This is a genomic window from Alistipes sp. An66, from assembly GCF_002161445.1.
GTDB lineage: Bacteria > Bacteroidota > Bacteroidia > Bacteroidales > Rikenellaceae > Alistipes > Alistipes cottocaccae.
The window spans coordinates 80,605-94,019 of the sequence record NZ_NFHT01000008.1 but is presented as its reverse complement, the minus strand read 5'-3'; the positions used below and the strand labels follow the sequence as shown (position 1 = coordinate 94,019).

Annotated in this window: 11 protein-coding genes; 5 read left to right on the top strand and 6 right to left on the bottom strand. The window is 64.7% G+C overall.

Annotated features, from left to right (window positions below):
- Positions 1-11: 11 nt before the first annotated feature.
- From nuoL to B5G16_RS07245, 3 genes are read left to right on the top strand one after another with little or no spacing between them, the layout of a single operon-like run.
- On the top strand, positions 12-1,904 hold the full coding sequence (nuoL, locus tag B5G16_RS07255; protein ID WP_087262721.1) for an NADH-quinone oxidoreductase subunit L: 1,893 nt from the start codon (positions 12-14) through the stop codon (positions 1,902-1,904).
- 12 nt (positions 1,905-1,916) lie between these two features.
- Positions 1,917-3,401 carry a complex I subunit 4 family protein gene (locus tag B5G16_RS07250; RefSeq protein ID WP_087262719.1) on the top strand — a complete coding sequence of 495 codons (1,485 nt, stop codon included), beginning with the start codon at positions 1,917-1,919 and terminating at the stop codon, positions 3,399-3,401.
- A gap of 7 nt (positions 3,402-3,408) precedes the next feature.
- Entirely contained in the window at positions 3,409-4,836 is a 1,428-nt protein-coding gene (locus B5G16_RS07245) for an NADH-quinone oxidoreductase subunit N (RefSeq protein WP_087262717.1), read from the top strand.
- A 122-nt stretch (positions 4,837-4,958) separates the two neighbouring features.
- On the opposite strand, the gene B5G16_RS07240 is transcribed toward B5G16_RS07245, so the two are convergent.
- From B5G16_RS07240 to B5G16_RS07225, 4 genes are all read right to left on the bottom strand, one after another.
- On the bottom strand, positions 4,959-5,432 hold the full coding sequence (locus B5G16_RS07240) for a methylated-DNA--[protein]-cysteine S-methyltransferase (protein WP_087262715.1): 474 nt from the start codon (positions 5,430-5,432) through the stop codon (positions 4,959-4,961).
- On the bottom strand, positions 5,429-7,549 hold the full coding sequence (locus B5G16_RS07235) for a S9 family peptidase (RefSeq protein ID WP_087262799.1): 2,121 nt from the start codon (positions 7,547-7,549) through the stop codon (positions 5,429-5,431). Before B5G16_RS07235 ends, B5G16_RS07240 begins: the two co-directional genes overlap by 4 nt.
- Positions 7,550-7,632: 83 nt before the next feature.
- Positions 7,633-8,319, bottom strand: coding sequence for a hypothetical protein (locus B5G16_RS07230; protein WP_087262711.1), 687 nt, complete (start codon positions 8,317-8,319; stop codon positions 7,633-7,635).
- Positions 8,320-8,398: 79 nt separating this feature from the next.
- The gene (locus B5G16_RS07225) at positions 8,399-9,403 is read right to left on the bottom strand and encodes a glucosaminidase domain-containing protein (protein WP_087262709.1); all 1,005 of its coding nucleotides are present in this window, start codon (positions 9,401-9,403) and stop codon (positions 8,399-8,401) included.
- A 75-nt stretch (positions 9,404-9,478) separates the two neighbouring features.
- Here B5G16_RS07225 and B5G16_RS07220 point away from each other — a divergent pair, with 75 nt between their 5' ends.
- Positions 9,479-10,084 (top strand): DUF4254 domain-containing protein, encoded by a 606-nt coding sequence (locus tag B5G16_RS07220; protein WP_087262707.1) that lies wholly within the window; start codon positions 9,479-9,481, stop codon positions 10,082-10,084.
- Positions 10,068-11,210 (top strand): glycosyltransferase family 9 protein, encoded by a 1,143-nt coding sequence (locus B5G16_RS07215; protein ID WP_239406016.1) that lies wholly within the window; start codon positions 10,068-10,070, stop codon positions 11,208-11,210. The genes B5G16_RS07220 and B5G16_RS07215 overlap by 17 nt, the downstream gene beginning before the upstream one ends.
- A 103-nt stretch (positions 11,211-11,313) precedes the next feature.
- Here the strand turns inward: B5G16_RS07215 and B5G16_RS07210 are convergent, their stop codons facing one another.
- Together B5G16_RS07210 and gltA are read right to left on the bottom strand one after the other, a co-directional pair.
- Positions 11,314-11,961 carry a lipocalin family protein gene (locus B5G16_RS07210; RefSeq protein WP_087262705.1) on the bottom strand — a complete coding sequence of 216 codons (648 nt, stop codon included), beginning with the start codon at positions 11,959-11,961 and terminating at the stop codon, positions 11,314-11,316.
- Between the two features lie 64 nt (positions 11,962-12,025).
- Positions 12,026-13,411 (bottom strand): NADPH-dependent glutamate synthase, encoded by a 1,386-nt coding sequence (gene gltA / locus B5G16_RS07205; RefSeq protein WP_087262703.1) that lies wholly within the window; start codon positions 13,409-13,411, stop codon positions 12,026-12,028.
- Between the last annotated feature and the right edge of the window lie 4 nt (positions 13,412-13,415).

Genomic DNA, 13,415 nt, shown 5'->3' with positions numbered 1-13,415 from the left:
CGCGAATGCTTATGGAATATACGATTCTGATTCTGTTGCTGCCCTTCGTGAGCTTCCTTCTGCTGGGGCTCGCGGGCATGAAGCTCCGCCCCGCGGTGGCGGGGGCCATCGGAACGGCCGTGGTGGCCGTGGTGGCCGTGTTGAGCTATACGACCGCTTACGAATACTTCGCCGCCGGGCGCGATGCTGCCGGGGTCTTCCCGACCGTCATTCCGTGGAACACGGTCTGGCTGCCCATCGCGGGCGACCTGCACATCGATCTGGGCGTGCTGCTCGACCCGATCTCGGTGATGATGCTCGTGGTGATCTCCACCGTCTCGCTCATGGTCCACATCTACTCGCTGGGCTACATGAAGGGCGAGCGGGGCTTCCAGCGCTACTACGCCTTCCTGTCGTTGTTCACGATGAGCATGATGGGGCTGGTCGTGGCGACGAACATCTTCCAGATGTATCTCTTCTGGGAGCTGGTGGGCGTGAGCTCCTACCTCTTGATCGGCTTCTACTACACGAAGCCCGCGGCGATCGCCGCCTCGAAGAAGGCCTTCATCGTGACGCGCTTCGCCGATCTGGGCTTCCTCATCGGCATCCTCGTCTACGGTTACTACGCCGGGACCTTCACCTTCACGCCCGCCGCTGCGACGCTGGCTGCCGCCGGAGGGATGATCCCGCTGGCGCTGGGGCTGATGTTCGTCGGCGGTGCGGGCAAGAGCGCCATGTTCCCGCTGCACATCTGGCTGCCCGACGCCATGGAGGGCCCGACGCCCGTCTCGGCGCTGATCCATGCCGCGACGATGGTCGTCGCCGGGGTCTACCTCGTGGCGCGGATGTTCCCCCTCTTCATCGGCTACGCCCCCGAGGTGCTGCACTGGACGGCTTATATCGGGGCCTTCACGGCGCTGTACGCCGCCGTGGTGGCCTGCGTGCAGAGCGACATCAAGCGCGTGCTGGCATTCAGCACCATCTCGCAGATCGGCTTCATGATCGTGGCGCTCGGCGTCTGCACCTCGTCCGACCCTCACGCGGGCGGGCTGGGATACATGGCCTCGATGTTCCACCTCTTCACCCACGCGATGTTCAAGGCGCTGCTCTTCCTCGGCGCCGGGGCGATCATCCACGCCGTGCACTCGAACGAGATGTCGGCCATGGGCGGCCTGCGCAAGTACATGCCCGTGACGCATGCGACGTTCCTCGTGGCGTGCCTGGCCATCGCGGGCATCTGGCCGTTCAGCGGCTTCTTCTCGAAGGACGAGATCCTCACGGCCTGCTTCGCGTTCAGCCCCGTCGTGGGGTGGGTGATGACGGCCATCGCGGGCCTGACGGCCTTCTACATGTTCCGCCTCTACTACGGCATCTTCTGGGGACGTGAGAACCGCGAGCTCCACGCCGCACATACGCCCCAAGAGGCGCCCCTGACGATGACGCTTCCGCTGCTGATCCTCGCCGCAGTGACCTGCGCGGCGGGTTTCATCCCCTTCGGACGCTTCGTCTCGGCCGACGGGATGGCCTACACGATCCACATCGACGGCGGGGTGGCTGCCGTGAGCCTCTGCGTGGCCGTGGCGGCCATTGCGCTGGCCACGTGGATGTACGCCCGTCGGGAGCAGCCCGTCGCCGATCGGCTGGCCCGGCGGTTCAGCGGCCTGCACCGCGCGGCCTGCCACCGCTTCTATATCGACGAAATCTATCAGTTCATCACCCACCGGGTGATCTTCGCCTGCATCTCGACCCCGATCGCGTGGTTCGACCGCCACGTCGTCGACGGCTTCCTGAACCTGCTGGCCAGCGCCACGAACGGCGCCGCCTGCCTGATCCGCGAAATGCAGAGCGGCAGCGTGCAGCGTTACTGCATCTGGTTCCTCGGCGGCGCGCTGGGGCTGACGATCCTGATTCTTCTCATCTGCTAATCGGAACGCATTATGAATATCTTATCCCTGTTTCCTGCCGTCCCCCTGGTGATGATGCTGGGGTTGTGGCTCGCGAAGTCGCGGCGGCAGATTCATGCCGTGATGGTGGCGGGCGCGTCGGTGCTGCTGGCGTTGGCCGTGGCGCTCGTCTTCCGCTACCTCGGACTGCGCGAGGCGGGTGAAACGGCACAGATGCTCCTGACCGACAGCATCATGTGGTACGCCCCGCTCAATATCCACTACGCCGTGGGCGTCGACGGCATCTCGGTGGCCATGCTCCTGCTGTCGGCCATCATCGTCTTTACGGGCACCTTCGCCTCCTGGCAGATGCAGCAGGACGTAAAGGCCTATTTTCTCTGGTACTGTCTGTTGAGCGTCGGGGTCTTCGGATTCTTCATCTCGGTGGACCTCTTCACGATGTTCATGTTCTACGAGGTGGCGCTCATTCCGATGTACCTCTTGATCGGCGTCTGGGGCAGCGGCCGCAAGGAGTATTCGGCCATGAAGCTGACGCTGATGCTCATGGGCGGTTCGGCGCTGCTGCTGATCGGCATCCTCGGCATCTACTTCGGCGCCGGGGCCACGACGATGAACGTGCAGGAGATCGCCGCGCTGCACAACATCCCCGTCTCGCTGCAACGCATCTGGTTCCCGCTGGTCTTCGTCGGATTCGGCGTCCTGGGGGCGCTGTTCCCGTTCCACACGTGGAGCCCCGACGGCCACGCCTCGGCGCCGACAGCCGTCTCGATGCTCCACGCCGGGGTGTTGATGAAACTCGGCGGCTACGGCTGCTTCCGCGTGGCGATGTACCTGCTGCCCGACGCCGCCCACGAGTTGAGCTGGATCTTCATTATCCTGACGACGATTTCGGTGGTCTACGGCGCCTTCTCGGCCTGCGTGCAGACCGACCTGAAATACATCAACGCCTACTCCTCGGTGTCGCACTGCGGACTGGTGCTCTTCGCCATCCTGATGATGAACACCACGGCCTCGACGGGCGCCATCCTGCAAATGTTGAGTCACGGTCTGATGACGGCGCTCTTCTTCGCGCTGATCGGTATGATCTACGGCCGCACCCACACGCGCGACGTGCGCCAGTTGAGCGGTCTGATGAAGGTGATGCCCTTCCTCGCCGTGGGGTACGTGATCGCCGGTCTGGCGAACCTCGGACTGCCGGGCCTGAGCGGCTTCGTGGCCGAGATGACGATCTTCAACGGCGCCTTCATGAACGCCGACACGTTCCACCGCGTGGTGACCGTCATCGCCTGCACGTCGATCGTCATCACGGCGGTCTACATCCTGCGCGTCGTCGGGAAGATCCTCTACGGCACGTGCGGAAACCCCGAACATCTGAAACTCTCCGACGCCACGTGGGACGAACGGCTCTCGGTCGTCTGCCTCGTCGTCGCCATCGCCGGCATGGGCCTCGCCCCGCTGTGGGTGAGCGACCTGATCCGCGGCAGCGTCTCGGAACTCATTGCACACATTTTGAGCTGATCGACTTATGGATTACACCTCGATATTTCCGCTGATGCGGGCCGAACTGACCCTCACGGCGATTCTCGTCCTGCTGTTTCTCTACGACCTCATCGCCGGTGAACGCGGACGCCGTTGGTTCTCGGCCGTGGCGTGCGGGCTGCTGGTCGTGCAGGTGCTCGTGACCCTTATTCCGGGGACGCCGGGCGAACTCTTCGGCGGCATGTTCCGCTACGCGCCGATGGACGGCGTGGTGAAGGGCGTTCTGGCCGTCGGAGCCCTCATCGTCTGCTTGCAGGCCGACCGGTGGCTGCGCCGCGACGACACCCGCCACAAACAGGGCGAATTCTACATCCTGACGCTCTCGACCCTGCTGGGCATGTACTTCATGATCTCGGCCGGACACTTCCTGATGTTCTTCATCGGGTTGGAACTGGCCTCGGTGCCGATGGCCTGCCTGGTGGCCTTCGACAAGTACCGCTACTATTCGGCCGAGGCCGGTGCCAAGTATATCCTCTGCGCGCTGTTTTCGAGCGGCCTGATGCTCTTCGGCATCTCGTTCCTCTACGGCACCACCGGCACGCTCTATTTCGACGACATGGCCGTGCGGTTGACGGGTTCGCCGTTGGAGATCCTCTCGCTGGTCTTCTTCTTCTCGGGACTCGGCTTCAAGATCTCGCTCGTGCCCTTCCACCTCTGGACCGCCGACGCCTACCAGGGCGCCCCGACGGCCGTCACCTCCTACCTCTCGGTCGTCTCGAAGGCCGCTGCGGCGTTTGTGCTCTTCACGACGCTCGTCAAGGTCTTCGCCCCGATGGTCGAAGAGTGGCAGACCCTGCTGTGGGTCGTCACGGTGTTGAGCATCACCGTGGCGAACCTCTTCGCCCTGCGGCAGCGCGACCTGAAACGCTTCATGGCCTTCTCGTCGATCTCCCAGGCCGGATACATCATGCTGGCCGTGATCGGCGGCTCGCCGCTCGGCATGACCTCGCTGGTCTTCTACGTGCTGGTCTATCTCGCAGCGAACCTCGCGGTCTTCGGCGTGCTGTCGACCGTCGAGCAGCACACCGGCGGACGGGTCGCGCTGGCCGACTACAACGGCTTCTACCGCACGAACCCGAAACTCGCCGTGATGATGATGCTGGCGCTCTTCTCGCTGGCCGGCATTCCGCCCTTCGCGGGATTCTTCTCGAAGTTCTTCGTCTTTGCGTCGGCCTTCGAGGCGGGATTCCGCGTGCTGGTCTTCATCGCGCTGCTCAACACGGTGATCTCGCTCTACTACTACCTGCTGATCGTCAAGGCGATGTTCATCACGCCGTCGGATGCGCCGATCGCCGCATTCCGCAGCGATGTCGGTACGCGCATCAGCCTGGCTCTCTGCATGGCCGGCGTGCTGCTGCTGGGGCTCGTCAGCTCCGTCTACGAGGGCATCAACGCCCTCTCCTTCGGGCTCTGACGAGCCTGCCGGACGAGAAGAGGGAAGACCCCGCGCGGGGTCTTCCCTCTTTTTCCGCAACCGTCCGGCGGCGCAATGACGTTCTTTCCGAAAATCGTCCGGCGGCGCAATGGCGGGGGCGGCTATCGCTTTTTTTCCAGGTCCAGCAGCCGCTCCTTGATGCCGAGCCCGCCGGCATATCCGGTGAGCCGCCCGTCGTGGCCGATGACCCGGTGGCAGGGGATCAGGATGGCGATCGGATTGCGGTTGTTGGCCATCCCTACGGCCCGGCAGGCCCGGTCGTGGCCGATCTGTTCGGCGATTTGCCGGTAGGTGCGCGTCTCCCCGCAGGGAATGGTCCGCAGGGCCTCCCAGACCCGCTGCTGGAACGCCGTGCCGGCCGGTGCGAGCGGAAGGGTGAACGCCCGGCGCGTTCCGGCGAAGTACTCCCGGAGTTGTGCGGCGGCTTCCCGCAGCAGCGGCGCGGCCTCCTCCTCCGGGACGGGAACGGACCCCTCCGGAACCGCCGTGCCGAAGCGGAGCCCGATGACAGCCTCGTCCGTTGCCGTGAGCACAACCGGACCGACGGGTGTCGCGAGGTGCAGCGACCGGATCATAGGTGTTCCAGCGTGTAGTCGATCATCTTCTGCCGGACGTGGCCCGTGGCGTCGGGCTGCATCGAGTGGTTCTGGTCGGGATAGACCATCATGTCGTACTGCTTGCCGGCGCGGTTGAGGGCCCGGGCCATCTCCACGGTGTTCTGGAAGTGGACGTTGTCGTCGGCCGTGCCGTGGATGAGGAGCAGCCGCGTGCGGCGGTCGTCGAGCATCCGCGCGAAGTGAATCGGGGAGTATTTGTCGTAACCCTCGGCGTTGAATTGCGGCAGGTTGTTGTAGATCTCCGTGTAGATCGTGTCGTAGTAGCGCCACGAGGTGACGGGCGCCACGGCAATGGCCATGCGGAACGTCCCGAGCCCTTTCAGGGCGCAGCTCAACGCCATGAATCCGCCGTAGGACCATCCGTAGATGCCGATGCGGCCGCCGTCCACCCAGGGCTGTGCCGCCATGTGGCGGGCCAGCGAGAGCTGGTCCTCGACTTCCAGCGCCCCGAGGCGTCCGTAGGTCTGCTTCTTGAAGCGCTCGCCCCGGAAGCCGGTGCCGCGGCCGTCGGCGCAGACCACGACGTACCCCTTTTCGACGAGGGCGTCCTCCCAGTCGATCGACCAGCGGTCGGCCACCGACTGCGATCCCGGCCCCGAATACTGGGTCAGCAGCACCGGGTAGCGGTGCGAGGGGTCGAAACCGAGGGGTTTGACGATGTAGGCGTTGAGCGTGTCGCCGCGCTCGGTCGTGAACGTGAAGAACTCCTTGACGGAACGGGGGTGTGCCGCGAGCTCCTCCCGCAGCGTGCGGCTGTCGGCCAGCGTGCGGATGCGCTGTCCGGCGGCGTCGCAGACCTCCGTGACGTTGGGCGTCGCGACGTTCGAGAAGGTCGTGATGAAATACTTCATCCCCCGGCTCGGAGCGACCGTGTAGTAGCCTTCGCCCTGCGTGAGCCGCTGCTTGTCCTTTCCGTCGAGCCGCACGCTGTACAGGTTGCGGCGCAGCGGCGAGGTCTCCGTGGAGAGGTACCAGACCCGCTTGCCGTCCGTGCCGACGACCTCGGTGACCTCCCATTCGCCTTTGGTGACCTGTTCGAGCAGCCCGCGGCGCAGGCTGTACAGGTAGAGGTGCATGTAGCCCGTGTGGCTCTCCTGCCGCACGAGGAAACGGTCCCGGTCGACGAACGTCACGGTCCGGTCATCGACCCGCTCGACGTATTGCTGCGCCCGCTCCTCGTAGACCGTGCGCTGCGCCCCGTGGGGTTCGCAGACGATCATCTCGAAGGTGTTCTGGCGGCGGTTCAGCCGGAAGTACCACGGCCGTCCGTCGGGCGTCCAGCCGATGCGGGGGATGTACTGGTCGGTTTCGGGTCCCGTGTCGATGCGTTGCTTCGCTCCCGTTTCGAGGTCGGCGACCCACAGCTCGACCGCCGAGTTGGCCTCGCCGGCCTTCGGATACTTGAACGAATAGGCCCGGTTGTAGAGCTTGCCGTCGAAACGCATCATCTCCATGAGCGGCACGCGGCTCTCGTCGAAGCGCAGGTAGGCCAGACGCCGCCCGTCGGGCGAGAAGGCGTAGGCCCGCGTGATGCCGAACTCCTCCTCGTAGACCCAGTCGGTCGTGCCGTTGATCACCTCGTTCCAGCGGCCGTCGTCGGTGATCCGGCGGGTCTGCTGCGTCGTGAGGTCATGGACGTAGAGGTCGTTGCGGTCGGAGTAGACGATGCGCCCCCCGTCGGGCGAGAACGTGGCGTCGCGCGGCGCTTCGGCATCGCGCAGCACCGGGAGGATCCGTCCGTCGCGGATGAGCGAATAGCTCGTCGTGTAGGAGTGGCGGTAGATGGGATTCCGACCCGAAGCGATGAGGATCGATCGCTCGTCGGGCGACAGCGTATAGTCGGTGATGGCGAGGTTCGGCGCCGGTGTCGGGAGCAGGCTCTCGCCCGGCGTCTCCGCGGCATAGGCGTAACGGCGGATGTCGTTGCCTTCCAGTACGGTGTAGTGCTCGCCGTCGTTCATCGTGCGGATCCCCCGCACCGTTTCGTTCAGCCCTTTCAGCCGGGCGATCTCCGCATACCCGCCCGCGGCCGTGCCACGGCCGCCGGCAAGCAGAAGCGCGGCTCCGAGCAGCATCTTCACGGCCCGGCCCGCGCTCCGCAATTCTTGTCTCTTCATCGTATGGTCTGTTCCTCGTTTTTGCGTTGCTCTCCGGTCGGTCAGATGTCCTCGACGTCGAAATCGTAGCCCAGGCGTTTGCCGGTCACGAACTTCGAGTTGTCCATCTTCGTGTTGAACTGGTCCACCGTGACGCGCTTGTTCTCCTCGTAGGGCGGCATCAGCAGGTCGAAGTCCAGCGAGAAGGCAATGGCCGCTTCCAGAATGTCGACCAGGGCGTCGCGGTCGATCTCGGCCTTCCCGAAGCTCATTGCACGCATCGAGTTCTGCTGTTTCCCCTCGGCGAAGTAGCAGCGTTCGCGGTTGATGAAGATCCGCCCGATGAGGTATCCCTCGTCGGCGTTGCGGTTGAACTTGAACGAGTCGGAGAGGAAGTTGTAGATGTTGATCACGCCGCAGTAGGAGTTGTCGCGGTCAGACTGCACGTAGGGGTTCTGCCAGATCAGGTGGTTGGCGTCGAATTCGAAGACGTCGGTGTGCATCTGGAAGATCAGCAGGTCGTTGGCCACCTGCAACTGCGCCTCGAACTTCCCGCGGTCGCGGTATTCGATCCGCACGCGCCGGTCGAGCTTTCCGTCCAGCTCGTCGTCCATCTCCGAGGCCATTTCCAGCAGCGTCTCCTTCAACAGGTTGAAGGCTGCGAACGTGTTGTCGAAGACCTTCTGTTTGAGGGTCGATTTGCGGATGATCGTATCGAGGATCCTGGCTCGCAAGGGGGTTGTTTCCATCGTATGTCGTTGTTTTTTTGTTTTCGTCGTTGGGTTTTGTGCCGGTCGGCTTTCGGGGCGGCGGGGCGGGGATGTCCGTCTATTTGATCCGCAGCTGGCGTCCGGCTTCGAGCGTCTCGCCGGGTTTGAGGCGGTTGAGCTTCTCGATCGAGCGGGTCCGGATCGCGTAGGACTGGCCTACGGCATAGGCTGTTTCGCCCGGACGGCAGGTGTGGTGCCGGGCATTGCCTTCCCAGCGGCGTTTTTTCCGCTCGATGTAGACCACCTCGCCCGTCATCGGCTGCGCCTCCTTGTCTTTCAGGTCGTTGAACTTGCGCAGATTCCGCGCCGAGATGCGGAACTTGCGCCCGATGTTCTCGTAGGTGTCGTTCTCCTTGGCCGTGACGTAGTGCACGCCGTTGGTCATGTAGACGTTGTAACCCTCGTGGGCGTTGATCGTCACGCGGTAGTTGTCCGGGTCGACGGCCGCCTCGGTGCGGGCGACCTCCTCGACGCTCGACTGCGACGAGAACCACTCCTCCGGGTTGCGCTCCAACCCGAACCGCCGGGCGTAGAGCTGTTCGCCGTTCGGACGGTCGAGCAGGTAGAGCTGGCTCTCCTCGATGACGCGGATCAGCCGCTGGGCGTAGTCGGGGGCCGTGGCGTAGCCGGCGGCTTTCAGACCCCGGGCCCAACTCTTGTAGTCGTCCGAGGCGTAGGAGAAGAGCGAGTCGTAGCGCGGCTGCGAGTCGAGGAACTCGGCATGGTCCTCGTAGGAGGCCTCGACGGTGGGGTAGGCCCGGAAGCATTCGCCCTTGGCGTCGTCGTCGTGGTAGACCCGGTCGCCCTTCCAGTTGCTCTTGCACTTGATGCCGAAGTGGTTGTTGGACTTCATCGACAGCAGGCTGTTGCCGCAGTCCGATTCGAGGATGCCCTGCGCCATGGTGATGCTGGCGGGGATTCCGTAGCGCTCCATGTGGGCAATGGCGATGTGCATGTAGCGGTCGATGTACTCTTCGCGGGTCTGGCGCACCTGGGCCGTGAGCCGCACTGCGCAGCCGAGGAGGATTGCCGCCAGAAGTATTGCTTTTCTGGAAATATTCATTATCTTTGTTTGATCATTGCTGACAAAGGTATAATTTTCCGCTGAAAATAACAATAATCCCATAAAACCGAAGCTATGTTTACCGAAAACGCGAACCGCATTTTCAACCGTTCCATCGAGGACTACCACCGTTGGGACGATGTGGACCACCCGATCGAGAACCCCTATGCCGCCGGCACGATCGACCACCTGCTCTACCACAAGAACTGGATCGACACCGTGCAGTGGCATCTCGAGGACATCATCCGCGACCCGGCGATCGACCCGGTGGAGGCGTTGAAGATCAAGCGGCGGATCGACAAGTCGAACCAGGACCGTACGGATATGGTCGAGTATGTCGACTCCTACCTGCTGGACAAATACAAGGACATCACGCCGGCAGCCGATGCGCGGCTCAACACCGAGACCCCGGCGTGGGCCATCGACCGGCTCTCGATCCTGGCGTTGAAGATCTACCACATGGCGCGCGAGACCGAGCGCACGGATGTCGACGAGACGCACCGTGAGGCGTGCCGCCGCAAGCTGGACGTCCTGCTCACGCAGCAGGTGGACCTTTCGCGGGCCATCGAGGAGCTGATCGAAGACATCGAGGCGGGACGCAAGTACATGAAGACCTACAAGCAGATGAAGATGTACAACGACCCGTCGTTGAACCCCGTCCTCTATGGGCAGAAAAAATAACGGCGGGGGCCCGATGAGCGGGTTGCCGGACCGGGCGGCGCAGGAGGAGCGGGCACAGGAGAAACGGACGGTGGAGGAGCGGGCGGCGCAGGAAAAACGGCGTCCGGCGAATCGGAAACAGCCCTGCCGCCTGCTGGTGCTGCGCACCTCGGCCATGGGCGACGTGGCGATGCTGCCCCATGCCCTGCGGCCTTTGCTGGCGGCTTATCCCGACCTGCACGTCACGGTGGCGACGCAGAAACTCTTCCGCCCCTTCTTCGAGGGGCTGCGGGTCGATTTTCTGGATGTCGACACGAAAGGCGAGCACCACTCCCTGCGGGGCATGTGGCGCCTGGCCGCCGAGGCGCGGCGTCTCGGGGTGGATGCCGTGGCCGACGTCCACGACGTGCTGCGCTCGAAGGCGTTCCGCCTCTCGATGCGGCTGCACGGCATCCCCGCGGTCCATATCGACAAGGGACGCGCCGAAAAACGCCGCTTCATCCGCTGCGGAGGCCGCGGCATGGAGCCGCTGCGCCATACCGTGCTGCGCTATTGCGACGTCTTCCGACGGCTGGGCTTCGTGTTCGATGACCCGGCGCCGGCCGCACCCCGCGCGCTGGAAAATCCCTTCGGCGGGAAGCAGGGCCGCTGGGTGGGCTTCGCGCCCTTCTCCGCCCACCGGGGCAAGACCTATCCCGAAGCGCAGGCCCGCGAACTGGTCGGGCTGCTTGCGGCGCGTTTCGACCGGGTCTTTATCCACAGCGGCGGCGGGGCCGAACGGACCTTCGCCGAGGAGATGGAACGGACTTATTCCAACGTGACGGCCCTTGCCGGAAAGGTCCGGCTGGCCGGGGAGATGGCCCTCGTCTCGAACCTCGACTGCGTGGTGGCGATGGATTCGCTGGTCATGCACCTTGCGGCGCTGGTCGGCACCCCGGTGGTGTCGGTCTGGGGCGCCACCCATCCCGGGTTGGGGTTCCTCGGTTACGGCGTCCCGCAGGAGGGGATCGTACAGGCCGATCTGCCGTGCCGTCCCTGCTCGGTCTTCGGCAACAAGCCCTGCCGTTACGGCGACTGGCGCTGTCTGGCGGCCGTGACGCCCGAATCCGTCGCCGAACGGGCCGACCGGCTGGCCGGCCGGCGATAGGTCCCGGCGACGTCCGATGCCGGCGACGGCCTTCCGTTTCCGGAAAGACAAAAATCCCGTTGCAGCAGCCTGCAACGGGATTTTCTCATGCCGTGGAGCGGGGTTACTCCTCTGCGGCGGCCTCCGCCTCCGGAGCTGCGTCCTCCCCGGCGGGCTCCTCCATCTCCGGCACCTCGTCCGTCTCCGGCACCTTGTCGTAGACGATCTTCGTCCCCTCGATCGTCAGCGTGTAGTTCCCGGCGGCATCCTTCGCGATGATGCCCGTCTGGGAGAAGTCGAAGCTCCCGCCGTTGCCGATGCTCTGCCCTTTGAGCAGGATCTTCCCGGCCTCGTCGAGCAGCTCCCAGCCCGTATAGACCAGCGTCGCCGAGCGGATCGAGGCGGCTTCGCCCTCGATGCGGATGTCGATCCCCATCGTGAACTCCGGATTCTCCGGATCGTAGAGCATCCAGCGTCCGACAGCCTCCGCATAGGTGGGGTTCGTGGCCACCTTTATCGCTTCGGCGCCCTCTTCCAGACGGCCCTTGTAGTCCACGACCACCGGCGCCCCCACGAGCAGCCCGTGGGCTTCGCTCCGGTCGGCCTCCTCGGTCAAGAACGTATAGGTCGATTCGGCCGACTGATCCTGCACCGTGACGGTGTTCATCGTGGCGTCGGTGATGAAGCCCGTGAAGGTCCGGGGCTCCCGTTCGCCGCAGGCCGCCAGCCCGAGTGCAGCAAGGACAGCCCACAGCAGTTTTTTGTTTTTCATGGTCTTGACTTTTTGATTGTCGCTTTTTCCGCGGCAAAAATAACTGTTTTTCCGCTTCCCGGTATTACAGCGACCGGATATATTCGTCGATGGCCTTTGCGGCGGTGCGTCCGGCCCCCATGGCGAGGATCACCGTGGCGGCTCCTGTCACGGCATCGCCTCCGGCAAAGACCCCCTTGCGGGTCGTGGCGCCGTGCTCGTCGGCCGTGATGCAGCCGCGGCGCGAGGTTTCGAGCCCTTCGGTCGTGGCGGCCAGCAGCGGGTTGGGCGAGGTGCCCAGCGCCATGATCACCACGTCGCAGGGAATCTCGAACTCCGAGCCGGGTTTTACGACCGGCGAGCGGCGTCCGCTCTCGTCGGGTTCGCCCAGCTCCATCTCCACGCAGCGCACGCCCGTGACCCATCCGCGCTCGTCGCCCAGCACCTCGGTGGGGTTGGTCAGCATCCGGAAGCAGATGCCCTCCTCGCGGGCGTGGTGGACCTCCTCGACGCGGGCCGGGAGCTCCTTCTCCGAACGGCGGTAGACGATCGTGGCGTCGGCGCCCAGCCGTTTGGCCGTGCGCACGGCGTCCATCGCCACGTTGCCGCCGCCCACGACGACCACGCGCTGCCCGACGTAGATCGGCGTGTCGTAGGCGGCGTCGTAGGCGTGCATCAGGTTGGCGCGCGTGAGGAACTCGTTGGCCGAGACCACGCCGTTGAGGTTCTCGCCCGGGATGCCCATGAAGCGCGGCAGCCCGGCGCCCGAACCGATGAAGACGGCATCGTACCCCTCCTCGTCCAGCAGCGAGTCGATCGTCACGGTGCGGCCCACGATCACGTCGGTTTCGATCTCCACGCCCAGGGCCTTCACGGCCTCGATCTCGCGGGCCACGATCCGCTGCTTCGGCAGGCGGAACTCCGGAATGCCGTAGACCAGCACGCCGCCCGCCTCGTGCAGCGCCTCGAAGATCTTCACGCCGTAGCCCATGCGGGCCAGATCGCTGGCGCAGGCCAGACCGGCCGGGCCGCTGCCGATGACGGCCACCTTGCGGCCGTTGCGCGGGGCTGCGGCCTTCGGGGCTGCGCCGTGTTCGAGTTTCCAGTCGCCGACGAAGCGTTCGAGCTTGCCGATGGCCACCGGCTCGCCCTTGATGCCGAGGATGCACGAACCCTCGCACTGTGTCTCCTGCGGGCAGACGCGTCCGCAGATCGAAGGCAGCGAGCTGTCCGCGGAGATGATCTCCGCAGCCTCCTGCACGCGGCCTTCGTGCAGCGCCGCAATGAACTCCGGGATGTTGATCCCCACGGGGCAGGCCTCCACGCAGCGGGGCTTCTTGCAGCGCAGGCAGCGCGACGCTTCGAGGATCGCCTCCTGCTGGTCGTAGCCGTAGCAGACCTCCTCGAAGTTGGTCGCCCGGATTGCCGGATCCTGTTCGCGCACCGGCACGCGCGGTATCTTGTTTGCCATGTTC